Source organism: Citrobacter sp. wls708, assembly GCF_005281255.1.
GTDB lineage: Bacteria > Pseudomonadota > Gammaproteobacteria > Enterobacterales > Enterobacteriaceae > Citrobacter > Citrobacter werkmanii.
The window spans coordinates 1-25443 of the sequence record NZ_SZXE01000035.1 but is presented as its reverse complement, the minus strand read 5'-3'; the positions used below and the strand labels follow the sequence as shown (position 1 = coordinate 25443).

Annotated in this window: 31 protein-coding genes; 12 read left to right on the top strand and 19 right to left on the bottom strand. The window is 48.8% G+C overall.

Going from position 1 to position 25443, the window contains the following annotated elements:
- Positions 1 to 2 precede the first annotated feature (2 nt).
- The 14 genes from rplN to FDW97_RS19315 all read right to left on the bottom strand — a co-directional run bounded on the left by rplN (position 3) and on the right by FDW97_RS19315 (position 7595).
- Positions 3 to 374 (bottom strand): 50S ribosomal protein L14, encoded by a 372-nt coding sequence (gene rplN, locus FDW97_RS19380; protein ID WP_000613954.1) that lies wholly within the window; start codon positions 372 to 374, stop codon positions 3 to 5.
- Between the two features lie 163 nt (positions 375 to 537).
- Positions 538 to 792, bottom strand: coding sequence for a 30S ribosomal protein S17 (gene rpsQ / locus FDW97_RS19375; RefSeq protein WP_003031120.1), 255 nt, complete (start codon positions 790 to 792; stop codon positions 538 to 540).
- On the bottom strand, positions 792 to 983 hold the full coding sequence (rpmC, locus tag FDW97_RS19370) for a 50S ribosomal protein L29 (RefSeq protein ID WP_000644742.1): 192 nt from the start codon (positions 981 to 983) through the stop codon (positions 792 to 794). The genes rpsQ and rpmC overlap by 1 nt, the downstream gene beginning before the upstream one ends.
- Positions 983 to 1393 (bottom strand): 50S ribosomal protein L16, encoded by a 411-nt coding sequence (gene rplP / locus FDW97_RS19365; RefSeq protein ID WP_000941208.1) that lies wholly within the window; start codon positions 1391 to 1393, stop codon positions 983 to 985. The genes rpmC and rplP overlap by 1 nt, the downstream gene beginning before the upstream one ends.
- A 12-nt stretch (positions 1394 to 1405) precedes the next feature.
- Entirely contained in the window at positions 1406 to 2107 is a 702-nt protein-coding gene (gene rpsC / locus FDW97_RS19360) for a 30S ribosomal protein S3 (RefSeq protein WP_000529945.1), read from the bottom strand.
- Between the two features lie 17 nt (positions 2108 to 2124).
- Positions 2125 to 2457, bottom strand: coding sequence for a 50S ribosomal protein L22 (gene rplV, locus FDW97_RS19355; protein WP_000448832.1), 333 nt, complete (start codon positions 2455 to 2457; stop codon positions 2125 to 2127).
- Positions 2458 to 2471: 14 nt separating this feature from the next.
- The gene (gene rpsS / locus FDW97_RS19350) at positions 2472 to 2750 is read right to left on the bottom strand and encodes a 30S ribosomal protein S19 (protein ID WP_001138115.1); all 279 of its coding nucleotides are present in this window, start codon (positions 2748 to 2750) and stop codon (positions 2472 to 2474) included.
- Between the two features lie 16 nt (positions 2751 to 2766).
- Positions 2767 to 3588 (bottom strand): 50S ribosomal protein L2, encoded by an 822-nt coding sequence (gene rplB / locus FDW97_RS19345; protein ID WP_038634702.1) that lies wholly within the window; start codon positions 3586 to 3588, stop codon positions 2767 to 2769.
- A 17-nt stretch (positions 3589 to 3605) separates the two neighbouring features.
- Positions 3606 to 3908, bottom strand: a complete 303-nt coding sequence (gene rplW / locus FDW97_RS19340) for a 50S ribosomal protein L23 (protein WP_000617546.1) — start codon at positions 3906 to 3908, stop codon at positions 3606 to 3608.
- A complete protein-coding gene (gene rplD, locus FDW97_RS19335) occupies positions 3905 to 4510 on the bottom strand; it encodes a 50S ribosomal protein L4 (RefSeq protein WP_000424395.1) in 606 nt (201 codons plus the stop codon). The genes rplW and rplD overlap by 4 nt, the downstream gene beginning before the upstream one ends.
- A gap of 10 nt (positions 4511 to 4520) precedes the next feature.
- Positions 4521 to 5150, bottom strand: a complete 630-nt coding sequence (gene rplC, locus FDW97_RS19330) for a 50S ribosomal protein L3 (RefSeq protein WP_003031117.1) — start codon at positions 5148 to 5150, stop codon at positions 4521 to 4523.
- 32 nt (positions 5151 to 5182) lie between these two features.
- The gene (gene rpsJ, locus FDW97_RS19325) at positions 5183 to 5494 is read right to left on the bottom strand and encodes a 30S ribosomal protein S10 (protein WP_001181005.1); all 312 of its coding nucleotides are present in this window, start codon (positions 5492 to 5494) and stop codon (positions 5183 to 5185) included.
- A 245-nt stretch (positions 5495 to 5739) separates the two neighbouring features.
- On the bottom strand, positions 5740 to 6117 hold the full coding sequence (locus FDW97_RS19320) for a hypothetical protein (RefSeq protein WP_137351501.1): 378 nt from the start codon (positions 6115 to 6117) through the stop codon (positions 5740 to 5742).
- Positions 6114 to 7595 carry a peptidoglycan-binding domain-containing protein gene (locus FDW97_RS19315; RefSeq protein WP_137351500.1) on the bottom strand — a complete coding sequence of 494 codons (1482 nt, stop codon included), beginning with the start codon at positions 7593 to 7595 and terminating at the stop codon, positions 6114 to 6116. Before FDW97_RS19315 ends, FDW97_RS19320 begins: the two co-directional genes overlap by 4 nt.
- A 41-nt stretch (positions 7596 to 7636) precedes the next feature.
- On the opposite strand from FDW97_RS19315, the gene gspC reads away from it, so the two are divergent.
- Genes gspC through FDW97_RS23725 form a run of 12 tightly spaced genes read left to right on the top strand, consistent with a single transcriptional unit; the run spans position 7637 to position 18490 of the window.
- Positions 7637 to 8563 (top strand): type II secretion system protein GspC, encoded by a 927-nt coding sequence (gene gspC, locus FDW97_RS19310; RefSeq protein WP_137351499.1) that lies wholly within the window; start codon positions 7637 to 7639, stop codon positions 8561 to 8563.
- Complete coding sequence (gene gspD / locus FDW97_RS19305) at positions 8564 to 10561, top strand: type II secretion system secretin GspD (protein ID WP_137351498.1); 1998 nt, start codon at positions 8564 to 8566, stop codon at positions 10559 to 10561.
- Positions 10558 to 12033 carry a type II secretion system ATPase GspE gene (gene gspE / locus FDW97_RS19300; protein WP_121529622.1) on the top strand — a complete coding sequence of 492 codons (1476 nt, stop codon included), beginning with the start codon at positions 10558 to 10560 and terminating at the stop codon, positions 12031 to 12033. The genes gspD and gspE overlap by 4 nt, the downstream gene beginning before the upstream one ends.
- On the top strand, positions 12030 to 13229 hold the full coding sequence (gspF, locus tag FDW97_RS19295; RefSeq protein WP_137351497.1) for a type II secretion system inner membrane protein GspF: 1200 nt from the start codon (positions 12030 to 12032) through the stop codon (positions 13227 to 13229). The genes gspE and gspF overlap by 4 nt, the downstream gene beginning before the upstream one ends.
- A 9-nt stretch (positions 13230 to 13238) precedes the next feature.
- Positions 13239 to 13682 carry a type II secretion system major pseudopilin GspG gene (gspG, locus tag FDW97_RS19290; RefSeq protein WP_038634727.1) on the top strand — a complete coding sequence of 148 codons (444 nt, stop codon included), beginning with the start codon at positions 13239 to 13241 and terminating at the stop codon, positions 13680 to 13682.
- A gap of 2 nt (positions 13683 to 13684) precedes the next feature.
- Positions 13685 to 14185 (top strand): type II secretion system minor pseudopilin GspH, encoded by a 501-nt coding sequence (gspH, locus tag FDW97_RS19285; RefSeq protein ID WP_137351496.1) that lies wholly within the window; start codon positions 13685 to 13687, stop codon positions 14183 to 14185.
- A complete protein-coding gene (gspI, locus tag FDW97_RS19280; protein ID WP_137351495.1) occupies positions 14182 to 14538 on the top strand; it encodes a type II secretion system minor pseudopilin GspI in 357 nt (118 codons plus the stop codon). The genes gspH and gspI overlap by 4 nt, the downstream gene beginning before the upstream one ends.
- The gene (locus FDW97_RS19275) at positions 14535 to 15128 is read left to right on the top strand and encodes a type II secretion system protein J (RefSeq protein ID WP_051594490.1); all 594 of its coding nucleotides are present in this window, start codon (positions 14535 to 14537) and stop codon (positions 15126 to 15128) included. Before gspI ends, FDW97_RS19275 begins: the two co-directional genes overlap by 4 nt.
- Positions 15125 to 16102 (top strand): type II secretion system minor pseudopilin GspK, encoded by a 978-nt coding sequence (gene gspK / locus FDW97_RS19270; protein WP_069325304.1) that lies wholly within the window; start codon positions 15125 to 15127, stop codon positions 16100 to 16102. Before FDW97_RS19275 ends, gspK begins: the two co-directional genes overlap by 4 nt.
- Before the next feature lie 10 nt (positions 16103 to 16112).
- Positions 16113 to 17243 (top strand): type II secretion system protein GspL, encoded by a 1131-nt coding sequence (gspL, locus tag FDW97_RS19265; protein WP_170973711.1) that lies wholly within the window; start codon positions 16113 to 16115, stop codon positions 17241 to 17243.
- The gene (gene gspM, locus FDW97_RS19260) at positions 17236 to 17718 is read left to right on the top strand and encodes a type II secretion system protein GspM (RefSeq protein ID WP_161668184.1); all 483 of its coding nucleotides are present in this window, start codon (positions 17236 to 17238) and stop codon (positions 17716 to 17718) included. The genes gspL and gspM overlap by 8 nt, the downstream gene beginning before the upstream one ends.
- The gene (locus tag FDW97_RS23725; RefSeq protein WP_137351493.1) at positions 17711 to 18490 is read left to right on the top strand and encodes an A24 family peptidase; all 780 of its coding nucleotides are present in this window, start codon (positions 17711 to 17713) and stop codon (positions 18488 to 18490) included. The genes gspM and FDW97_RS23725 overlap by 8 nt, the downstream gene beginning before the upstream one ends.
- A 46-nt stretch (positions 18491 to 18536) precedes the next feature.
- Here the strand turns inward: FDW97_RS23725 and bfr are convergent, their stop codons facing one another.
- The 5 genes from bfr to FDW97_RS19230 all read right to left on the bottom strand — a co-directional run.
- The gene (gene bfr, locus FDW97_RS19250) at positions 18537 to 19013 is read right to left on the bottom strand and encodes a bacterioferritin (RefSeq protein ID WP_038634748.1); all 477 of its coding nucleotides are present in this window, start codon (positions 19011 to 19013) and stop codon (positions 18537 to 18539) included.
- A gap of 71 nt (positions 19014 to 19084) precedes the next feature.
- The gene (bfd, locus tag FDW97_RS19245) at positions 19085 to 19279 is read right to left on the bottom strand and encodes a bacterioferritin-associated ferredoxin (RefSeq protein WP_038634750.1); all 195 of its coding nucleotides are present in this window, start codon (positions 19277 to 19279) and stop codon (positions 19085 to 19087) included.
- A gap of 134 nt (positions 19280 to 19413) precedes the next feature.
- Positions 19414 to 21669: a glycosyl hydrolase family 18 protein gene (locus FDW97_RS19240; protein ID WP_085049681.1), complete on the bottom strand. Its 2256-nt coding sequence runs from the start codon at positions 21667 to 21669 to the stop codon at positions 19414 to 19416.
- Positions 21670 to 22240: 571 nt separating this feature from the next.
- Positions 22241 to 24664 (bottom strand): glycosyl hydrolase family 18 protein, encoded by a 2424-nt coding sequence (locus FDW97_RS19235; protein ID WP_137351492.1) that lies wholly within the window; start codon positions 24662 to 24664, stop codon positions 22241 to 22243.
- A 263-nt stretch (positions 24665 to 24927) separates the two neighbouring features.
- Positions 24928 to 25443 (bottom strand): EF-Tu/IF-2/RF-3 family GTPase (locus tag FDW97_RS19230; protein ID WP_249359805.1); only part of this gene is annotated, 516 nt, incomplete at its 5' end.

Below are 25443 nucleotides of genomic sequence, written 5' to 3'. Positions count from 1 at the left end.
CCTTAGAGTACTTCTGGTGCCAGAGAGATAATTTTCATGAACTTCTCGTTACGAAGTTCACGAGTTACCGGCCCAAAAATACGCGTACCGATAGGTTGCTCGCTGTTATTGTTTAAAATAACGCATGCATTACCATCGAAGCGAATGACAGAACCGTCCGGGCGACGAACACCCTTCTTGGTGCGCACCACTACCGCCTTCAGCACATCACCTTTTTTGACCTTACCACGCGGAATTGCTTCCTTGATGGTGATCTTGATGATATCGCCGACGCCTGCGTAGCGACGGTGCGAGCCACCCAGAACCTTGATACACATTACGCGACGTGCACCGGAGTTGTCGGCGACGTTCAGCATAGTCTGTTCTTGGATCATTTTAGTGCTCCGCTAATGTCAACTACTACTGAGACCCGAAAATCAGGTCGTTAAAAAAGCCCCATATCGGGGGCGCGGCATTATAACACCGCTCAAACGATATGGGTAGAAAAAATAAACGGCTCATCGCTGAGCCGTTTATTCGTTGAGAATGCCTACTGTATTACAGAACAGCTTTCTCTACAACGCGAACCAGCGTCCAGGACTTAGTCTTGGACAGCGGACGGCATTCGCGGATTTCAACCACGTCACCAGTACCGCATTCGTTGTTCTCGTCATGTACGTGCAGTTTGGTCGTACGCTTAATGAATTTACCGTAGATCGGGTGTTTCACAAAACGTTCGATAGCAACAACGATGGATTTCTCCATTTTATCGCTAACAACGCGACCTTGCAGAGTACGGATTTTATCGGTCATTACGCACCCGCCTTCTCAGTCAGTAAAGTCTTAACGCGTGCGACATCACGACGCACTTGCTTCAACAGGTGAGACTGTTGCAGCTGGCCACTTGCAGCCTGCATACGCAGGTTGAACTGCTCACGCAGCAGATTCAGCAGCTCGGTGTTCAGCTCTTCAACACTCTTCTCACGCAGCTCTTTTGCTTTCATTACATCACCGTCTTAGTTACAAAGGTGGTTTTAATCGGCAGTTTCGCTGCTGCCAGCTTGAATGCTTCACGGGCCAGCTCTTCCGGTACGCCGTCCATTTCATACAGGACTTTACCCGGCTGAATCAAGGCAACCCAATACTCCACGTTACCTTTACCTTTACCCATACGCACTGCCAGCGGCTTTTCAGTGATCGGTTTGTCCGGGAATACACGGATCCAGATCTTACCTTGACGCTTAACTGCACGGGTCATAGCACGACGTGCTGCTTCGATCTGACGGGCAGTCAGACGACCACGGCCAACAGCTTTCAGACCGAAGCTGCCGAAGCTAACATCCGCGCCAGCAGCCAGACCGCGGTTACGGCCTTTGTGCATTTTACGGAATTTTGTACGCTTTGGTTGTAACATCAGCGACGCTCCTTATTTACGGCCTTTACGCTGCTGCTTTTTAGGTTGCGCAGCCGGTTTTTCCGGTTGTTCAACAGCAGCCATACCACCCAGGATCTCGCCTTTGAAGATCCACACTTTAACGCCGATTACACCGTAAGTGGTGTGCGCTTCAGAGGTGTTGTAGTCGATGTCAGCACGCAGAGTGTGCAGAGGTACGCGACCTTCGCGGTACCATTCGGTACGTGCGATTTCCGCGCCGCCCAGACGGCCGCTAACTTCAACTTTAATACCTTTAGCGCCCAGACGCATTGCGTTCTGTACAGCACGCTTCATAGCACGACGGAACATAACGCGACGTTCCAGCTGAGAAGTGATGCTGTCAGCAACCAATTTTGCGTCCAGTTCAGGTTTACGCACTTCGGCGATATTGATCTGGGCAGGAACGCCAGCAATATCAGCTACGACTTTGCGCAGTTTTTCTACGTCTTCGCCTTTCTTACCGATAACGATACCCGGGCGAGCGGTGTGAATGGTCACACGGATGCTCTTAGCCGGACGCTCGATAACGATACGAGATACAGACGCTTTAGCCAGTTCCTTAGTCAGGTACTGACGTACTTTAAAATCGCTGTCCAGGTTGTCAGCGAATTCTTTGGTGTTCGCAAACCAGGTTGAGTTCCATGGTTTTACAATACCCAGGCGAATACCATTAGGATGTACTTTCTGACCCATTGCTAGTCTCCAGAGTCTCAGCGATCGGACACAACCACAGTAATGTGGCTGGTGCGCTTCAGGATGCGATCTGCACGACCTTTTGCACGCGGCATAATGCGCTTCATGCTCGGGCCTTCGTCTACGAAAATTTTCGTAACTTTCAGATCGTCAATGTCAGCGCCATCGTTGTGTTCAGCGTTAGCAATGGCAGATTCCAGGACTTTCTTAACCAGTACAGCCGCTTTCTTATTGGTGTAGGTCAGAATATCCAGAGCCTGCGACACTTTCTTACCGCGAATCAGGTCTGCAACAAGGCGAACCTTCTGAGCAGAAGAACGAGCATGGCGATGTTGAGCTAAAGTTTCCATCTCTTCCTCCTACCTTATTTCTTCTTCGCTTTTTTATCAGCAGCGTGGCCGCGATAAGTACGAGTCGGTGCGAATTCACCCAGTTTGTGACCGACCATTTCGTCGGAAACAAATACCGGAACGTGCTGACGACCATTATGGACAGCGATGGTCAAACCGATCATGTTAGGAAAGATCGTTGAACGACGGGACCAAGTGCGCAGGGGCTTCTTGTCTCCGCTTTCCACCGCTTTCTCTACCTTCTTCAGCAAGTGCAGGTCAATAAAAGGACCTTTCTTGAGAGAACGTGGCATGGCTTATCCTCTAAAATTATTTGCTACGGCGACGTACGATGAATTTATCAGTACGCTTGTTGCTGCGGGTCTTCTTACCTTTGGTCTGAACGCCCCACGGAGTTACCGGGTGCTTACCAAAGTTACGACCTTCACCACCACCATGTGGGTGATCGACTGGGTTCATCGCAGTACCGCGAACGGTAGGACGAACACCACGCCAGCGTGCAGCACCTGCTTTACCCAGAACGCGCAGCATATGCTCAGCATTGCCAACTTCGCCCAGAGTTGCACGGCAGTCTGCTTCGACTTTACGCATTTCACCAGAACGCAGACGCAGGGTGACATAAGCACCATCACGAGCAACGATCTGAACGTAAGTACCAGCGGAACGTGCCAGCTGACCGCCTTTACCTGGTTTCATTTCTACGTTATGAACGGTAGAACCAACCGGGATATTGCGCATCGGCAGGGTGTTACCTGCTTTGATTGCAGCATCAACGCCAGATTGAACCTGGTCGCCAGCTTTCAGGCCTTTAGGGGCCAGAATGTAACGGCGTTCACCGTCTTTGTACAGAACCAGCGCGATGTTCGCGGAGCGGTTCGGATCGTACTCAAGACGTTCAACAATTGCTGGGATACCGTCTTTGTTGCGTTTGAAGTCAACAATACGATAAGCCTGCTTGTGACCACCACCGATGTGACGAGTGGTGATACGGCCATTGTTGTTACGACCACCGGATTTGCTGTTTTTTTCAACCAGCGGAGCAAAAGGTTTGCCCTTGTGCAGCTCTGGGTTGACCACTTTAACAACGTGGCGACGACCCGGAGATGTCGGTTTACATTTAACAACTGCCATTGTATTACTCCTCCGACTTACTCAGCGCCGCCGACGAAGTCCAGATTCTGGCCTTCCTTCAGGGTGACGTAAGCTTTTTTCCAGTCGCTACGACGACCGATACGCTGTCCGTGACGTTTAACTTTCCCTTTAACTACCAGGGTGTTAACGACTTCGACTTCGACTTCAAACAGTTTCTGCACAGCAGCTTTGATCTCTGCTTTGGTCGCGTCTTTAGCAACTTTGAGAACGATGGTGTTAGTTTTTTCCATCGCAGTAGACGCTTTTTCAGAAACGTGCGGTGCGCGCAGCACCTTCAGCAGACGTTCTTCACGAATCATGCCAGCATCTCCTCAACTTGCTTAACAGCATCAGCAGTCATTACGACTTTGTCGAAGGCGATCAGGCTAACCGGGTCGATACCAGTTGCATCGCGTACGTCAACCTTGTGCAGGTTGCGCGCAGCCAGGAACAGGTTTTCGTCCAGCTCACCGGTGATGATCAGCACATCTTCCAGAGCCATGTCTTTCAGTTTCTGTGCCAGCAGCTTAGTTTTAGGCGCTTCTACAGAGAACTTCTCGACAACGATCAGACGATCCTGACGTACCAGTTCGGACAGGATGCTTTTCAGCGCGCCGCGGTACATCTTTTTGTTAACTTTTTGACTGTGGTCCTGCGGGCGAGCAGCGAAGGTCACGCCACCTGAACGCCAGATCGGGCTCTTGATAGAACCTGAACGCGCACGGCCGGTACCTTTCTGGCGCCACGGCTTTTTGCCTGAACCAGTTACTTCAGCACGAGTCTTCTGAGCACGAGTACCCTGACGAGCACCAGCTGCATAAGCAACAACAACCTGGTGAACCAGCGCTTCGTTGAAATCACGACCGAAGGTAGTTTCGGAAACAGTCAGCGCGCTCTGCGCGTCTTTCAATACTAATTCCATTGCTATCCCCTTACGCCTTCACAGCTGGTTTAACGATCAGGTCGCAACCGGTCGCACCCGGAACACCACCTTTAACCAGCAGCAGGTTGCGCTCAGCGTCAACACGTACTACGTCCAGGCTCTGAACGGTTACACGTTCGTTGCCCAGCTGACCTGCCATTTTCTTGCCTTTGAACACTTTGCCCGGAGTCTGGTTCTGACCGATAGAACCCGGAACGCGGTGAGACAAGGAGTTACCGTGAGTAGCGTCCTGGGTACGGAAGTTCCAGCGCTTAACGGTACCAGCGAAACCTTTACCTTTAGAGGTACCGGTTACGTCAACTTTTTTAACGTCAGCAAACAGTTCAACGCTAATGTTCTGACCAACGGTGTATTCTTCACCATCTGCCAGACGGAACTCCCACAGGCCGCGGCCAGCTTCTACGCCAGCTTTAGCAAAGTGGCCAGCTTCCGGCTTAGTTACACGGTTAGCTTTTTTAGCACCGGTGGTAACCTGAACAGCGCGGTAGCCGTCGTTAGCCAGATCTTTAACCTGAGTAACGCGGTTTGCTTCAACTTCGATAACGGTTACTGGGATAGAGACGCCATCTTCAGTGAAGATGCGGGTCATACCCACTTTTTTACCGACTAAACCAATCATTGTATCAACCTCTCAATCGCTCGATGACCTGATTAACCCAGGCTGATCTGCACGTCTACACCGGCAGCCAGGTCCAGACGCATCAGAGCATCAACGGTTTTTTCAGTTGGCTCAACGATGTCAACCAGACGCTTGTGAGTACGGATCTCGTACTGATCACGCGCGTCTTTGTTAACGTGCGGAGAGATCAGAACGGTGAAACGCTCTTTGCGGGTCGGCAGCGGGATCGGACCACGAACCTGCGCACCAGTGCGCTTGGCAGTCTCGACGATTTCCGCGGTTGATTGATCGATCAGACGATGATCAAACGCTTTCAAACGGATACGGATTCTTTGGTTCTGCATGAGACCAGAGCTCCAATTATTTTATAGACGAAATAGTTACTCCTCAAACCCATTACGATTGATGGGAGAGTGTAACCGTTCTTACAGAGTTCCCCGATTGGGAACATTGTCAGATAGTCAAATCGACTATCAGTGGCTCATATCGAACCAGCCGTCAATTAAGACAAGCCCGCGCATTATACGTATCTGCGGGCTTAATGCAAGTGAAGTTGTATCGATAATAACCAACCTTTCGCAGAACGACGTTATTGCTGGTCAATTTCCGCTATGGCCTGCTTCACTCGCGCTTTGAGATCACCGTTTTGAACAGGCTCGTCAGGCGCTGACGGTTCTTCGCTGCGCATATCATCCGCGCCTTCTTCTTCAACGGTCTCTTCCGGTTCCGGCAGCGGCTGCTGCTTATATATATAGTGCGCGTCAGACAGACGAAAGTTCGGCGGCACGGCTGGCGTCGCGGTATGCTGAATAAACGCGCTATGCGTATAGTAGCCTATGATTACCATGCCAATGCTCAACCCCAGCCATGAAAGCGCGATACGCGCGCCCCGCCATAACGTAAGCGGCATATCTGGACGGTCAAAACGCAGGTTTTCGCCACAATAATATTCATGATCCGTTTTCATGCTTTCCCTCCGTCATGCATCAGTTTTGGGCTTTCATCCAGCGCCTGCCATAGACGAATAAGAGTAAGCCGCCCTACCATACCGTCAGCCTTAATCTTATTTTGCATTTGAAACTGGCGGACTTTTTCCGATAAAAGAGGGCTCCACTCTCCCGTGCTCTCAGCCTCAACATTCAACACGCGACTCAGCATCATATCCAGCCAGAGAATGTCGTCGACGCTGCTTTTCTTCATGATGCTCACATTACCGTCTGGTGAAGGTTTCCACATTAGCGTGTAATTCCCTTGCCACACTTCACTGAACCAGGCTTTATCCATAATCCATGTACCAGCGCCCGACTGGGCAGTGATGGTCTGGTTGCTTTCTCCAATCACGACAACAGGTATAAGGCTATTATCTACCTTTAGCGTTGCTATCCAGGGGAGTTGCTGGGCCAGAAGCGATTCCAGCGTATCAGTGCCCGACAGGCAAACCAAACCCGCCCGGTACGCCTGATCGCACCATGCTTCCCCTTTATTGACTTCATATCCCCAGACGCTGTAAAGCCGCGCGAGCGACTCATTAGTTGACATAATCGTTGACGTCAGCGTTGTGGAAGAAAGTGATGCAGCCGATGGCTGTCCTGCAGGCCATATGCTGGCTATGGGCGGCAACCATCTGTCAAGCAATGGACTGAAGTGCCAGCCAGCGCTACCACATAGCGCCGCGACGACAACCACTGCCAGACACGTCCCCCCGGTTCGACGAGGCGCAGGCAGACAACGCAGCGCTTCACGTTGCTGAAGCGGCGTGATGCTGGTTTGTTGTTCACCCTGTTTCGTTTTATTACGCGTAAGATTCCACCCGACACGCGCCGCCAGATGCAGATTACCGCGGCAACGTTTCATGATATGTCGGATAAATGTCTCAGGAAGAGCATCCTGGCCCTCCTGTTCCGTTTCGATACAGGGTGCGATTACCCTACGGTAATCCTCAATATCCGGGATGGGTACGTCGAACCAGAGCGGATGCATCGTACGTAACTGGCGCTGCTGTCTCAGACTGTATCTACCGGTTACTAGCAGCCGGGCCTTCGGCATTATGGCGATAAACGCCTTAACCGTTGCAGCAATACCGGTGGTGACCTGATGTCCGTCTTCCAAAATAAACAGAGGCTTATCGCATCCCTTAACGGTTATCAGACCAAGTAATTCGCTCCAGATCGTCTCGCCAGAAAATGACCGTCCGGTTAAACAGCCCACCTTTTGCGTATCTGCGATAACCTGCCATTCCCACCTATAACCTTTTCTATTTACAGGTGCCAGAGTTAGCACCCGATGTGGCCATAACGCTTCTACACTGCGTGCAAGCGTGCTTTTTCCGGTGCCTTTTGCCCCATGTAATACCAGCCATTGTTCGTTCAAAAACGCGGAAAGGATATTATCCCGCAACTGTTGCTGGCGGGAGGTCAAAACAGAAATGAACTCATCCATGAACATTCATATTTTCCATAAAATTTATTATTTCCTAAAGTAGGAACGTGGGAGCCAAAACGCTTGTCGCCTGGCAGCAGGATAAATATATTATCGTTATCATTAACAAGAAACAGATTAACTTGTTAGTTATTCTTAATCATAATTTTATGAAAACTATCCGCCACGTATTCAAAAGCACGCTATTTTATCATGGCGCCTACCTCATAGTGATATTTGCAAGCGTTATATGTGTTTTTGCTTGTATACATAAAGGATATGAACAGTGGTTTGAAAACAAAACATTGCGGACAGCATCAAGTCAAATTCATCAGGAGAATATCTCAAACAGAAAACAAAAATGGCATTTATCATCCGTGCCCTTAGATACAGATATGAATGTTTCCCCCCATCAACAATCGCATGCGCAAGAGGCATTGCTGTCCGGGGTCGTTGTCAGCGGAATTATTCATAGTTCAAATAAATCCATTTCCCGCGCAATCTTGCAGGAAAATGGTGAGCAAAATGTTTATGCCATTAATGATTATCTGAAGTCCTCCAGCAAAATACGTGTTACGGGTATTACAAAGAATCAGATAATGTTTTCTTCTGGTGAGCAAACACTGCAACTGACATTGCTTGCTGAACTGGCACAACAGTCCAGGCCTCAGGGGGCGGTAGCATCCCGGCAAGAGCAACAAGCGGTAACGCTGGCTGATTTCATTGATGCCAGTCCTGTAGTGGATAAGAACACTTTACGTGGTTTACGCCTTCTACCACGAAAACAGGTTCAGTTTTTTAAGCATTCTTCCCTCGAACCTGGGGATATAGCCATTCAGCTAAATAATATCAAGTTGACTCAACAGGCAAATTTAGGCAAAGCACAAAATGCGCTTAAGCACCTTAAAATGGCTCAGTTCACCGTCTTACGTAATGCTTCGCCACGGTTAATTAATGTTTCAGTTCAACAATTCCAGGATGGAAAGGAAGACTAAATGGAGAGAACTGTTTTACATCGGCGACTGAAAAGTTGGTCGTTGATACTTTTACTCGCAGCCTCCTGCCGCACTGCATTCGCAGTCGATTATACCGCTAACTTTGACAATGCGGACATTCAGACATTTGTCAATATTGTCGGCCAAAATATGGGTAAAACCATTCTGATTGATCCCGATGTTAAGGCTTCAATATCCGTCAGAAGCAATGATACCTTCAATGAGGATGAATATTATCAGTTTTTCCTGAGCGTACTTGATCTCTACGGTTTCTCAATTATTACTCTTGATAATGGGTTACTTAAGGTAGTGCGTTCAGAGCAAGTCAAAACAATGCCAGGAAGACTCATTAGCGGGACGAAACCCGGCAAAGGAGATGAACTGGTGACGCGTATTGTGTCACTGGAAAACGTTCCTGCTCGCGTATTGTCCCCCTTGCTTCGACAAATGCTTGATGGCGGTAAGGTCGGTAATGTTGTGCATTACGAACCATCAAATGCATTGATCATCACCGGCAAAGCCTCAACCGTCAATCGTCTGTTGGAGGTGGTTAAACGTGTCGATGTGATGGGTGATGCCAAAGAACAGGTTTTCACACTGAAGTATGCCTCAGCGACCGACCTGGCCGACGTCCTCAATGACCTGGCGCGAGAAAATGGCAAAGAGGCTAAACCGGCCACGCTTCAGACGCGCATCGTTGCAGATAAACGTAGTAATGCGTTAATTGTCAGCGGTTCCGATCGTGCCCGGGCGCGCATGGCACAACTTATTTCCCGGTTGGATACGCAAGATCAAGGTGAAGGCAACACCCGTGTCTGGTATTTGAAATATGCCAAAGCAGATAAACTGGTTGAAGTTTTAACCGGCGTCACGCAAAAGATGAAGGATGAAAAAAGCAGCGCTTCAAAATCATCTGCCAGCAGCAGCAATAACGATATATCCATCACGGCAGATGAACAAACCAACTCGCTGGTTATTACCGCAGACCAAAGTATTCTCCAGCAGTTAGAAGATGTCATCGCCAAACTGGACATTCGCCGCGCCCAGGTTCTGGTCGAAGCTATCATCGTGGAAGTTCAGGATGGTAAAGGCATTAATCTTGGGGTCCAGTGGGCCAACAAAAACGTCGGCGTGCAGCAGTTTACCAAGACCAATCTTCCCATTTTCAATGCCGCACAAGGGGTTCAAGAATTCAAGAGACAGGGCGGTACCACCAGCGATAACCCTGCATATGATTTGTTCAGTAACTTCAACGGCCTTGCCGCAGGATTCTTCAACGGTGACTGGGGGGTGCTCCTTACCGCGCTGAGTAGCAATAGCAAGAATGATATTCTTTCTACTCCGAGTATCGTGACACTTGATAACAAAGAGGCATCTTTCAACGCCGGACAAGACGTTCCGGTGCTTTCCGGGTCGCAAACCACCTCGGGCGATAATATTTACAGCACCGTCGAACGTAAGACAGTCGGCACTAAGCTAAAGGTTACGCCGCAAATCAATGAAGGCGATTCCGTATTAATGGAAATTGAGCAAGAGGTGTCCAGTGTCGATTCTACGGCAACCTCATCCACTCTCGGCCCTACATTTAATACCCGTACTATTCAAAACGCCGTCCTGGTAAAAAGCGGTGAAACCGTGGTATTGGGCGGATTGATGGATGACTCAAGTAAACAAGAGGTTTCGAAAGTTCCCTTACTGGGTGATATCCCCCTCATTGGGCAACTTTTTCGCTATACCTCAAATGAAAAAAATAAACGCAACTTGATGGTGTTCATCCGACCAACCATCATCAGAGATGATGAAGTCTACCATTCGCTTTCGAGGGATAAATATACTGGCTTCAAGGAGATGCAACAAAACAGGAGTAGCAAGCAAAACGGTAGCCTGATTGATGTCGATGCCATTGAATCATTAGATGACCACGCATTTGACTCCTCTGTGGCCACACCAGCTACGTCAAACAGCAAAAATCCGTTCCATAACGGCAGTGCAAAATGACAGCCTTTACGTGGAAAAAAGCACAGCGATACGGTATTGCCGTACAGCAGGAAGAGCTGATTTATGCTGAAAATACCTCGCTTGAATCTATGCTGGACGTAGCCGCAACAGCGCCTGAATGTAGCCGGTTTACCCGGCTCTCTGCGCAACAGTTTGAGGAAAAACTCGAGCACCTGTATCAACAGAACAGCGGCACTGCCCAGTTGATCGCAGAAGATATGAATAACCTTGATGATCTCAACATTCTTTCTGAAGAGATCCAGTCCAATGAAGATCTGCTTAACGAACAATCCGATGCGCCAGTCATACGGCTGATTAATGCCGTACTCAGTGAAGCAATCAAGGAACATGCATCCGATATTCATATCGAAGTATTTGAGAAAACGATGGGGATCCGCTTTCGCGTCGATGGCGTTCTGCGTCCAGTGGTTCAGCCTAATAAAAAGCTGGCGGCCCTGCTGATCTCACGTATCAAAGTGATGGCCAAGCTGGATATTGCCGAAAAGCGCCTCCCACAGGATGGCCGCATAACGTTAAAAATAGGCCAGCGAAATGTGGATGTGCGCGTCTCTACGCTCCCCTCACAGCATGGCGAACGTGTCGTTTTGCGTCTGCTGGATAAAACCAGCCTGCGGTTATCAATCGATAAGCTGGATATGTCAGCAGAAGACACACGCAGCCTGAAAGATCTGATTGCCCTCCCCCACGGCATTATTCTGGTCACCGGCCCAACGGGTTCAGGAAAAAGTACCACGCTATACGCCATCCTTTCCGCACTGAATAGCCCGGAGCGTAACGTCCTCACCGTTGAAGATCCGATTGAATATGAACTGGAAGGGATAGGTCAAACACAGGTCAATAGTCGCGTAGATATGTCTTTTGCCCGTGGGCTACGCGCCATTTTACGTCAGGATCCTGATGTCGTGATGGTAGGTGAAATTCGCGACGCCGAAACAGCGCAGATTGCTGTTCAGGCGTCGTTGACCGGACATCTGGTTCTTTCGACTCTCCATACAAACAGCGCCAGCGGAGCCGTAACACGATTGCGGGATATGGGGGTGGAATCGTTTCTGCTTTCTTCATCACTTGTCGGGGTTATTGCCCAGCGTCTGGTAAGACGACTGTGTAACCACTGCAAAATACCGCGCCCCGCCACCCACCAGCAACAACAACTCCTGCTGGCTCAAGGGGTCAATACCTCTCAGGTCTGGCATGCCGGGGGCTGCGAGGCATGCAGGCATAGCGGCTATCAGGGGCGACTGGCAATTCACGAGCTGTTACTTGTTACGCCTGAACTGCGCGAAGCCATTCACACAGAGACCAACGAACAGCATCTGGAGCAAATTCAGCGTCGTCACCATCGTAGTTTGCTGGCAAACGGTCTCCGCGTCGCCGCAGAAGGCATTACATCGCTGGAGGAGGTGCTAAGAGTGACATCGGAAGGGCAAACACCGACGGAGCAGCCTGAATGAAATATTGCTGGACCGCAACAGATGTGAAGGGAAATCGTATTACTGGCGTTAGCGAGGCCGCAAACGAACGGGACATGGTGGCGCAACTGCGTAGCCAGGCCCTATTGCCGCAAACGATAAAACCCCAACGACGCGGGATCCCCCTGAAGACCTTCCCTGCACGAGTCAGTCACAGTGAATTAACGCTTTTTACGCGTCAGATTGCAACGCTAATCGCCGCAGCATTACCGCTGGATGAAGCCCTCGACGTGGTTCGGCAACAAAAAGAAAATAAGAAACTTGCCGATGTGATTACGACTCTTCGGCAGTCCATTCTTGAAGGACAATCACTGTCAACTGCGATGCAGGCGTATCCCCGCCTGTTTGATGCCGTCTTTTGTACGCTCGTTAAAGCGGGCGAAACGGTGGGTCAGTTAGGCGCAGTTCTGGAAAGACTGGCGGATTTTAACGAAGCGCGCCAGCGAATGCGCAGCAAGCTTACGCAGGCTTTAATCTATCCTTCCCTGCTCACTACGGTCGCTATTCTGGTGGTTATTATTTTGCTCACCACCGTGGTGCCTAAAGTTGCAGCGCAGTTTATCCACCTCAAACACGCATTGCCGCTCACCACTCGGATCCTGCTCGCGATCAGCAATTTTTTGTCGGCATATGGCCCTTGGATCCTGCTCACCCTCATTGGCGGTGGCTGCCTGTTTTCTTTCTGGCTTAAACAAAAGGGAAACCGGCATCGATTTCACCGTTGGTTAATTCAGTTTCGCTTAACGTCGCCTTTAGTATGCGCCATCAATAGCGCTCGCTACTTACGCGCCCTGAGCATTCTTAACAGCAGCGGCGTTCCTCTTTTACAAGCTATGTCGCTTTCCGCTGAGGGGGTGAGTAATCAGGAAATACGCCAGCGTCTGGGTGAAGCGGCTGAGAGCGTTCGCCAGGGCAACAGCGTTAGCCAGTCGCTGGAGAAGACGAAGATTTTTCCCGCGATGATGCTCTACATGATCGCCTCCGGGGAAAAAAGCGGTCAGCTTGGAGAACTCATGCAGCGGGCAACAGAAAATCAGGAAATCCAGCTACAAAACCGCATCGCACTGACGCTGGCAATTTTTGAACCTGCGTTGATCGTTGTGATGGCGATGATCGTTTTGTTCATTGTCGTCTCGGTTATGCAGCCAATTTTACAACTTAACTCATTAATGAACTAAGGAAAGGTTATGGAACAACAGACACGGGCCACAGAGCGTGGCTTTACCCTCATGGAATTGATGGTGGTCATTGTGATTTTGGGGGTTCTGGCAAGCCTGGTCGTGCCGAATCTGATGGGCAACAAAGATCGCGCGGACAGACAAAAGGCGGTCAGCGACATTGTCGCGCTCGAAAATGCGCTGGACATGTACAAGCTGGACAACCATCGCTACCCCACGACGGAACAAGGTCTGGAAGCACTCATCACCGCGCCGGAGCTCTCTCCCAAGGCCGAGAATTACAATACTGACGGTTATATCCGACGTCTCCCTGCAGACCCCTGGGGGAACGACTATATCCTGATAAGCCCCGGCGAACATGGCGCTATTGATATCAGCTCCGTAGGGCCAGATGGAGAAGCTGGAACGGCGGATGACATTAACAACTGGGATAATAACAAAAAATCGCAATAAACATGACGCATCAGAAAGGATTCACGTTGCTGGAAGTGATGCTGGTTGTGGTCATTATCGCCATCTCAGCTACGGGCATTATCGCCATGCAAAGTGACCGGCTGGGATCAGGCGGAAAGCTACTACAGCGGATCGACACCTTCAGGCAGACGGTGAAATACGCGTCAGACCTGGCGTTGCTGGAAAAGCATGTGGTCGGTTTGCGGTTGACCACTGAAGGCTGGGCTTTTTACCTACCGCAAAAGGATTCAACCCACAAATGGAACTGGCAAGAGCTGGCCGACAGCGACAGTTTACCGCTTTACGGTGACTGGGATGCGCCAGCGAAACCTGAAGTAACGCCTTCAGCAGAAAATGCAAATCCACAAATTATGATCTTACCCGATGGTCAACTGACGCCTTTTACCGTGATGTTCAGAGATGAAGACGGTGCAAAATTCGTGACTCTGCGGTGTGACGGATCGCTACCGCTGGATATCACTCGTCTTGAGGATGCGCAATGAAGCAACAAAGCGGAATGCTCCTGCTTGAGGTATTGCTGGCGATGGCAATCTTTGCGACCGCTGTAATAGGGCTGATTAGCAGTATGCAATGGCAACTCTCTGCTCTCGACACGCTGAAGCAAGAAACTCTGGCACTCTGGGCTGCGGACAACGCCTTGATTGGAACCATTAACGACCAGACCACCTCGGGAAAAGGTCAGACAATACTGCTGAAAGAGACTTTCTCCTGGCAGTTGTCGGGTAGCCTGCAAAACCAGTCAGCCATTAATCAAAAGCAAGCCAGCGTAACCTCCGCCAGCGGACGGACGCTTAATCTGTACTCCTGGACGCCAGAAAACGGAGACAAAAAATGAGTAAGATGCCGCGGGGCTTCACGTTACTGGAAGTGATGCTGGCAATTGCCATTTTCTCGACGCTCAGTTTTTTGGCCTCAATGGTTTTTTCCCAGGCCTCAGAGCAGCATCAGCGTGCAAAAAAGACAGCCGATAATTTTGATGCTATTCAGCATACGATGCTGCTGTTTGAAAACGATTTGATGCAGTACGTTCCGCGAAAAAACCGTCAGACGAATCAGCCTTTTTTCAGCGAAAAAGATGGCGCGATTTTCACTACCCAGACACGAGACCCAGCCATGCCTTTCGAGGCCGCTTTCATTCTCACTACCGTCCACTGGTATGTGGACAACGGCACGTTATACCGCGCGATGAGACGCTCGCCCGATGGCAAAAAGGAGGCACCGCCACAAGCGTTACTCTCCGACATCGCTCATCTGTCCGCAACAATGGCTCTCGCTGAGGGCGACAGTGCATCCACAACGGCTAAAATAACGCTGGAGCGTGAAAACGGAGAGATTCTTACTCGTCTTTTTATTCTGCCCGGCTGGTTCCCGGAGAAACAGAAATCCAGCCCGACTTCAGGGGCGGCTACAGGGACAGCTAAATGAGTAATCAAAGGGGATCGGCGTTACTGATCGTGTTGATGATTCTGGCGCTGATGGCCGCGCTGGCTTCAGAAATGACGATCAGCTTTCAGACTCAGTTGCAGCGCAGCCGACGCACAAATGACAGTATCCAGGGGAAATATGCGCTGCTGTATGCCGAAGCGCAAGCCACTGCACAAACGCTGCAGAATGCCAAGGATAAGCTTAGCCAATTTGATGAGCTCCCCCAGTTTGCAGAACTTCGCGACAACACAACGGTAAGCTGGCAAACCAGCGATCTACAACATTGCTTCAATCTGAATGCATTAGCAGATGTGCCGACGGACCCGATGACCACTCTGCCCTATAAAATCGAGGTGTTCGCAGCCCTGTTGGAAAAAATCGGCGTGGAAAAGTATCGCGCAGACGAGATCGCTCAATCTGGCGCAGATTACATTGACGCTGACGTGACGCCCCGTGTCAAAGGCGCTGAAGATGAGTATTACAAGTCCAGCCAACCGGGTTTTCTTACAGCAGGCCAGATGATCTTTTTACCTGCCGAAATACGCAAGCTCAAAGGAATGACCGACGCTATTTATCAAAAATTATCCCCTTTTATCTGCGCGACATTCAGCAATGAACTCGCCATAAATATTAATACTCTTACTGAGCAGCAGGCCCCTCTATTAGCTGCGCTATTTCTCAATAACCTCAGTGACTCAGATGCAAAAACACTGCTGAAGAAACGCCCTGAAGGTGGCTGGAAAACGGTAGATGCCTTTCTCTATCAGGCACAACAAGATTACAGCGCCGCCAAACCCCTGACGGATTCGCTTAAAAAACAGTTAACCGCCAATAGCACCTTTTTTTTGACCACATCTACAGCCCACGAGGGTGACCTTACTTCCGGTATGCGCACATTTTTCTTTTATGATGAAAAAAATAAAACAATTAAAATCTATTTACGCCAACTTACGGATGGCAGCAGCGAAGAGTAAAGCAGTTTCAGTGTCCTCACCAAAACTGCTTATCCGCCTGCAAAAACAGCCGTCAGCCCCCGTGGAATGGGTGGAATATACTGAAGGTGGCGGAGGTGAAATCCAGCATCTGTCCATGGAACTGTTAGCGGAGCTTGGTACACTTCCAGCGGCGCAGTCCGCACATCTGCTTCTTTCCGCCAGTATGGCGACATGTAAAACAATCGTCATACCGGATGAAGAGTATGAACTGACTGACCAAAAGCTTCACTGGCTCGCTGATGAAACGCTCGACGAAGGGGCGCCCTCATTGCACTGGACATTACTGTCCCGTCAGGGGTCTCGTCTCACTGTTGCAGGCATTGATGCCGGCTGGCTTGCGTCTCAGCTCCGAACCCTTGCCGATGCAGGTATTAACACCACATGTGTCACGTTTGACGCCTGTTGCCTGCCGGCATGCGACAATGGCTGGACGGTATTAAGAGAGGGCGATCGGTGGTTGCTCAGAACACAGGAAAATTATCTCTCCTGCCTGACGGAGGCGTGGCTTACCCACCTGCTTACGCATTTCGGCCCTCCGCAGTTGGTAAACTACGGTTCGTTACCACTGGCCTGTTCCAGTACAGAGAGTCAACCTGAACGCCATATTCTGACTCTCTACCCAAACGGCAATGTACCTAATCTTCTACACGATAAGATTCGCGCCCCTTCTCCACGCTCGCCCACGACCGCGCTCCTGAAGCGCGTCGCGCTATTCAGCATCATGCTGGCTGCGGGTGTCGCACTGCTTACCCGCTCTATTACCTACTGGCAACTCCATAGCCTGGAGAAGCAGCTCAGTCAGGATCTGGTACAGCAGTGGCAGCGATACATTCCTGAGAACAGACACAGTAGCAATTTGCGAACCTATCTGCCGAAACAGTTACAACAACATATCCCCGCCCCCTATTTGTTCTTGCAGCAGTTGCAGTCAAAGCTGTCAGCATTCCCGGGATTGGCGCTGGAAGGACTGAACTATGATCCGGCGAGTAAATCTTTGCAGCTTTTCATCTACGCCAGTGATGAAAGCCAGGTACAGGCATTCATCAAAGCGCGCATCTATGGCTTGCCATTAAAAGTCGAAAAACATGAACAGGGAATGTGGACACTTCGAAATGATTAAACGTGCTCAGGTCTGGTTTCATCATAAAAATACGCATGAGCAACGCATCTTTATAACGTTGTTCGGATGCTGCCTGTTGGCCATTTTTTGGTTTGGCGCCTGGCAGCCTTTAGGTCAGGCTATCGATACAATGCAATCCCGGGACGAAAAGTTACAGCTCGACATACAGTGGCTTCACAAACAGGCTTCAGCAGCCGGTCTTCTTCCACAGCGGACGCAATCGGACTCCCTGGAAACGCTGGTGAAGCGCAGTCTTAAAAAATCGGGACTTAACGCAACACTCCAGCCGGCTCACGGTGGTGGACTCAATATCAGCGCCTCCACCATCAAGATGGACACCTTCGTACGCTGGTTGGCGGTGTTACAGGGCGAATATGGTCTGCACATCGTGGCGCTTGAGTTTCACGCCAGTAAAGACGATGCCGACAGTATTACGCTGACACGACTGACGATTGGAGCGAAAAAAAATGGATAACGGGTTAGCAATATTGTCCCTTGTCGTTGGACTACTGGCGGGCAGCACCATGGGAATGCTCACCTGGCGCCTGCCTCTGATGGTGCTCCCCCCCTCCCCCGCAGACGGAGCGCTCTCCCCTTTTAATTTATGGCTGCCTGGTTCGCATTGCTGCCACTGCCAAACCCCGCTGGCGTGGTATGACAACATTCCCCTACTGAGTTGGCTATGTCTGAAGGGGAAGTGTCGTCATTGTGGTCTTCCTGTCTCGAAACGCTATCCTTTGCTCGAAGCGCTCTGTGCTGTTATGGCCGTTTTCTGTTACGCCCTACATCCCAACGAAATCCTGCTGGCGCTGGCGCTCTTTATCTATTTTTGGTTTGCGCTCGCACTCAGCGTAATCGACCTGCAGCATTATCTTCTGCCTGACAAACTCACGCTGCCATTGCTGTGGCTCGGGCTGTTATTCAACGCCAGTTTCGGTGTTATACCCGGCAAAGACGCCATCATTGGAGCCGTTGCGGGATATATGATTTTGTGGTTGATCTACTGGTTAGTCAGGTTGTTATGGCATAAAGAGGGGATCGGCTACGGGGACTTCAAAATGCTGGCCGCTGCCGGGGCCTGGAGCGGTTGGCAAAGTATACCAATGATTCTTTACGCAGCTTCCATCACAGGGATTATGTATGGTCTTCTGTTATGGGCAAAAAAAGGACGTCGCGGCGCGCTGATTCCTTTTGGTCCGGCACTGGCCGTAAGTGGGTGGGGTTACTTTTGTTGGATAAGTTGGTGAACTCAACAGGAAGGATTAACTCCTTCCTGTATTAACGACTCTGCTTCTACTCTTCTTCGCGAATTTGCGCCTGCAGATAATTCTGGATCCCCAGTTTATCGATAAGATCCAGCTCGGTCTCCAGCCAGTCGATATGGCCTTCCTCATCCGCCAGAATTTCAATCATCATGTCACGGCTGACGTAATCAAATACGCTGTCGGCATAGGCGATTGCTTCACGCAGGTCTTTTGCACCTTCCAGCTCAAGAGCCAGATCCGAACGCAGCATCTCTTCAACATCTTCACCGATGCCAAGTTTGCCCAGATCCTGGAGATTGGGAATACCTTCAAGAAAAAGAATACGCTCAATGTACTTATCGGCGTGTTTCATCTCGTCGATAGATTCATGATATTCAACGTCATTCAGACGTTTGAAACCCCAGTTTTTGAACATTCTCGCATGAAGAAAATACTGGTTGATGGCGACAAGCTCGTTTCCCAATAATTTATTGAGATAATTTATTACCTTAACATCACCTTTCATTATATAGTCCCTCCGCTTCCACTCTTAGAGAGTAGATGGGGCTAGCGGGATGTCAAAAAAAAGAGTGTGACTCAGGCGATCTCTTTAAATTCTGGCATTTGCATTAATTCTTCCTGCATCACTTCGCGCGCGGCCCGAATACATTTACCACATTGATTTCCAACAGGAATAAACTTGCGTAACTGCTGAAATGACTGTGGGTGAAACTGGCGTACCGCCTGACGAATTTTTTTATCACTGATGCCGTTACATAAACAAATGTACATATATGCTCCCAACCATGAACACCATCAGGATAAATGATTATTGTTCTCAATACAACGTCATCTAAAAGAAATAAATCCCTCCCCCTGCACAGAATCGGGTTTGGGATTTATTTCAACGAGTTAACAACTAATCATTAATGGACCAGAGCACCACCATCCTTCAGAATATCGTCTGTGAGTACCACTTCTGCAATAGTCGTTTCAACGCTATTACTGAAACGATACAAGCGAACAGTATCTCCCGCTTTCAATTCTTTGACCCAGGTCCCCGTGACGGTATCATTCGCCTTATTAACGCGTTTCTGACCACCACTGATTGAACCAAACTGGCTTTTGCCGATATATTTTCCATTTAACTGAATAGAGTAGTTTTTATTTCTTGCCTCATGAGCGGCAGTAGTCAGAGTCATACTTAACGCAGGCTTGTCGTCCTGAATAACAACCTGGAACTCTTTCAGTTCACTGGCAATCTCCGGACGCATATCTTTTTTACCTGCCAGAGTTTCTTCTGTCACCGTTACTTGCTCCAGTGGGTAGAGTACACCATTGCTGTAGCAGCTCAGTTCAATAAGATCGCCAACCTTCAGCGGCATTCCCCAGCTCGCGGTAACAGTACCTTCCTCTTCATTAATTTCTTTTTTACCCCAATCATAAATGGTGCCGTACTGGCTCTTACCGTAATATTTTCCATTCTGATAAACAGAATAGTTCATATTCCTGGCCTCATGTGCCGCTTTGGTGATGGTGAATTCCGTCATCGGCGTACCGTCTCGCAGATATATGCCAAAATCTGACAGATTCGCGCGGCATTCGGATAAAGGCACTTCCATTATATCATCGACAATCTCACCCAATTCATGTTCTGGAGTATCACCGCTAATATCCCAGATGATCGCTCCGCCGTATCCTTGCTGGTTAATGTAAGCAACTTTTTTCTGAATCGACTCCGGATCGTCATACGTCAAGAACTCTTGCGTTTTCGCATTATACAAGTAAGGAACCTGTGATTCCGGATCCCAGTAGCGAGTGTAGTCAGCAGACGAAGAATACTGTTTTAACAGATAGTAGGGGTTAGTACCGGTATACTGATCTTCATCATCCCACGCGCCGTGTACGGTAGCGGAACCTGAAGCGAACAGACCAGGCAGACCTTTAACGATTTCCGTCGGCGCCACGCTACCCCAGCCACGGCCGTAGAACGGGATCCCCATCATCAGCTTACTTTTGGGCACATGCCATTTCGAACTGTATTCCTGCATCGTGGAAGCGACATTTAGCAACTGATCGGCATCCTGGCTGTTGGCATAGAGCGGAGCATTGTGGCCTGTGATAGGGTCAAAAGCGCCATGAATATCATATGCCATGACATTGACGCTATCCAGCAATGGTGCGGTGACCTCTGGGTTGATGTACTCAATATTATTATGGTTGGTTGTTACTGCTGCGGAAAGTTGGAAGTACTTATCGCTCTGTAAACCAAGGGTATCCAGTTTACTTCTGAGCGTCTGGATAAGTTTAGTGAAATTGGTCTTTTCAGTATCGCTATCCGGGTATTCCCAGTCTACATCAATACCATCAAACCCCCACTCCTGCATGAAAGCAATCATGCTGTCTGCCAGTTTATTGATACCGTCATCCGTTTTGGTGGCTTCTTCGAATACACCTTCTTCAGAGTTATTCCATCCGCCAACGGAGACCATATTTGTGACGTTGTTTTGCTCAGTCAGTTTGTCCAGCTGACGGAGCAGATCCGGGCCTTTATAGGTATCATGGACAATAACTTCACCATCCTTAATAACCGCAAAGCCATAGTTAAGGTGGGTTAACTGACTGAAGTCAATTTTATCCGGCGTGAAATAGTTATGTGCTTCATAAACGCCCCACTCAGGGAAATAGCCGATAACTTTACGTTGCGCGGCAGCCTTATCTTTACCTTGTTTTTGCAGATCTGCCGCTTTCTGGCCGGTATAAGGCGTAAAACTGAACGTGGCAAGATTTTGTATTTGAATAGGACCGACCTTCAGCCATACAGAGTCACTTCCTGGAACCATACCGGGATCAACCCACCACTGACTTTTCCAGTAATAGCCATTATATCGAACAATTGTTCCTGTCGTACCATAAGTGGCAGTGGGATCATAGTCTACAGAATTAATTGCGTTATTATCCTTTTCCGCTACGGTTACCGTCACCGTACCCGGAAAATTATTTTGACTACTGTCTGTATAAGCGACCCAGGTATTACCATTATCCTTCGTCAACATCTGACTATTATCAAGGCCGCTGATTGTATTAGTGTCGTCATTCATCGACAACGTTGCAGCAAATGATGAAAAAGACAATGACATCCCAGCAGCAAGTATTGCCGCTGTTAATTTATTTAGTTTCATACATTATCCTTAATGATAAAATTATCGCTCGGTAAATAGCCATTTTTGGCAATGTTAGAATAGGTAATAGAACCAGCAATAACAATTAATACATTTCTCATCAAACCAGCGATTATTGCTATATATAAACCTCACTAATATACCGTCAGAAAGGGAGTATTACTGGCAAAAATATCATCACAGCAGTCAATAATCACAATATAAAGATCCGTTACATATCTGGCCAATCACGCATGTCAAAGAAAAACGATAACCGATATCACTTCATTCACCCCTACGCCATCCAAATAAAATAGGTAGTGTGAATAATAAAAAGTGTAATTTTTTATTACAGATGGGAGCATCATAAAAAAGCCTGAGCAGAATAGGTTATCTGACTCAGGCCTTGAGACTAACTCGATTTGTAATACTTCAGGTTACAACTGCAATGACCGCGCTCACTCTCCACAATCACACAGTAACCTTTTGCTGCTGAGGATGAATGAGGAACCTCCTTGTCCCTCGTTCAAAGGCAACCTTTGGATGTTTTTAGCCTGTAACCCGAATGATTAAGGGCATAAACTGTTTTCAGTTATTTCAGCATATCTTCCGTAACAACTACTTTCGCAATGGTCGCCGGATTTGGTGTCACACGCTCGACAACCACCGTTTCACCCACTGAAATTGCACGCTCATCAGATTTTACGGTTGTCACACCATTTTTGGTTGATTTCGAAGAGTAGTAACATTTGCCATTATCACAGCTGAAGACGTAGTTACCGTTTTTCTCATCCCCCATAACTTTAACCATATATGCGCTGTTGGTGCCTGCAGCAACTTTATCAGCGGCAAAATCGACATACACCATAGGAATGCCATTCTCTTTCTTCACCGTCAGAGAAGACACATCCGCACTGCCTACCAGTGGATTATTGCCTGCCAGCATGTCATCCGTCACGGTGAGCGTCGCCAGTACCTGAGCATCAGGGTGAGTACGCTTCACTGTCACCACGCTGCCAGGATGAAGCATATAACTCAAGCCGCCAGTACGCAGAGTCGACTGTTCGCCATAGTTATAACGGTAGCTGTAATAATTCTTCTTCCCTTCCGTCGAGAAAACATATTTACCATCGACCTCAACACGGTAGTTATTAGAATCACTCAGCTTGCTGGCATCAAAGTTCACATTGACTCGCTGTGAGCCATCAAAAACATCAATGTAAACGGCTTTGACATCACCCGCTAAATCACCTGCAGTTTCGCTTTGGGTAAACGGGGCAAAGACTTCGCTAAAGGCGTATTTCGCAGCCTGCTGTTCGGTCAGACCGCTGTGCTCAGGGGAAACCTGCCTGGCCACGCCAGGCTGATCGCGCATCATGGACCATATGCCAATCATGCCCAGACCACGATCAGTGGCATCCTGCATCACCAGTTTCGCATCAGACATATAAAACACTTCGCCCTGAACGTCGTTGTAACCGATCATCGGCGTCGTGCCCATCATGGCGTTGATTTCCGCATCGCTCTTGTCAGTGAAAATTTGCTTCATCTGGCTATGGAGGTTTTCAATGGCGGATGTCGCACATTTGCCATGAATGTTTTGGCCTTCAGTACCATCAGACTGGCAGATGCTGTTACCGTAATCCATCGCCATGACGTTGACACCAGCCAGTTCAACGCCCTTGGTTTTCGCATCTTCAAGCACGTAAAGACCTTCAGCCGTCAGGCCCGTCGGCAGAATAGGCAAGGTGTACCAAATTCCGACGCTACGACCTTCTGCTTTCCAGGTGTCCTGAACAGCCTTCACCGCTTCATTACGACGGTTTATGGATTCATGATCCGCAACCCAGGTGCCTTCAATATCGAAGTCCAGCACGTTAAGATTCAGGTTGTCTACGATATCGTAATAATGCTGCTTCAGGTCATTCACATTCTTACAAGACGCTGCCAGTGGGGAGTTATTCGCTCCGCCAATGGAAACCATGATGTCGCCACCTGCTTCACGCAGCGCTTTAATTTTGCTGTACTGAGCGTAGTCGTTAACGTTATATGCGGTACCCCATGTCGGCAGGCAGGTATCAGCATCTTTACTGACCACGAAAGCCATGGTGAAGTGGGTGACATTCTGGTTCTGCGCAAGGCTTGCCAGATCCGGCTGTGAGTTGAGGGTAAAATCGACATATGGGGCATAGACATGCGCAGGCCATGGTGACTTCGGCGTGCCTACTTTTTCTTTGGTGCCGGTCCAGTCGATAAACACGCGCCATGGATTGGTATCAGATGGGGAGACTTTCTGTACTTTGGACTGCGAAACGTAATTACCACCGTTATAGCGGATCAGCGTGCCGCTTTCATATACAGTGGAGGAATTATATTCTGGAGCTTTATTCAACTGGTCCTGAGTATAAGAGACAACAGTGCCCAGTGGTTTCCATGGACGACCATTTGTGCCGGTTGGGTTTTGATTAGCTGGAAGAGAAGGATCATCCCCTACGGTATAAAACAGGGCTTCATATTCCTGGCCATTTTTCTGAACTTTATCGCCTTTATTATAGACGGTCGAGGACGCCCATTGCGTGACAACGGCATAAGCCTCCCATGGATTTTCCTGACCAGGAGCAAAACCATAAGCGCTTTGCGCGACAGACGTTTTATACGTCGCATTATTATAAATAACAATATCACCAGCATTATAAGCGATACTATTGTCATATGCTGGGTAAGTTACCGTACCGCCACCCGTATCGCAGGTTGTTGGATTACCATATTTCGTTATTTCATCAGCGGTCGCTGCTCGCTCGTAGCGCCATGGGTTATTCGCTTCGTCGCCCGCGGCGTTTCCCGGACAATCCGATGCACCTACCCACCACGCATTGCTATACACGCCGCTGTCGAAAATCACTTCATACGTACTGCCGCCTTCCTGACCGCTCCATGCTTCCAGGGCAAATGCTGGCAAGGCAGCACATGTCAGCCCCATACAAAATAAGGCTTTTGTTGCGAGATTTAATTGCATTATTAAACATTCCTGTTGTTATAAATCCATCAATTTATTACATATGTATGTAATAACGCATAAGGTAGATATAACAACAAACAAGTTCAATTAATAAAATACAAATCGCAATGCTTTAAGAAATGAACAAACTTATCCTACCAGATAAATTATTTATATATTGAGATTAACTAATATTTCTGAAATCTTTAAATAAACACAAATAAAAAAGCCCCGAAATATATTCGGGGCTTTTAAACTAACTACGTTAAATAAACGTAATATTAGCTCATTACTTTAGCAACAACGCCCGCACCTACAGTACGGCCGCCTTCACGGATTGCGAAACGCAGACCGTCGTCCATCGCGATCGGGTGGATCAGGGTAACAACCATTTTGATGTTGTCGCCCGGCATTACCATCTCTACGCCTTCCGGCAGTTCGATGGTGCCAGTCACGTCAGTAGTACGGAAGTAGAACTGCGGACGGTAGCCTTTGAAGAACGGAGTATGACGGCCGCCTTCGTCTTTGGACAGGATGTACACTTCAGATTCGAACTTGGTGTGCGGCTTGATAGAGCCCGGCTTAGCCAGTACCTGACCACGTTCGATTTCTTCACGTTTGATACCACGCAGCAGAACACCAACGTTCTCACCAGCACGGCCTTCGTCCAGCAGTTTGCGGAACATTTCAACGCCAGTACAGGTAGACTTAGCAGTCTCTTTGATACCAACGATTTCAACTTCTTCACCAACTTTGATGATACCGCGTTCTACACGACCGGTAACAACGGTACCACG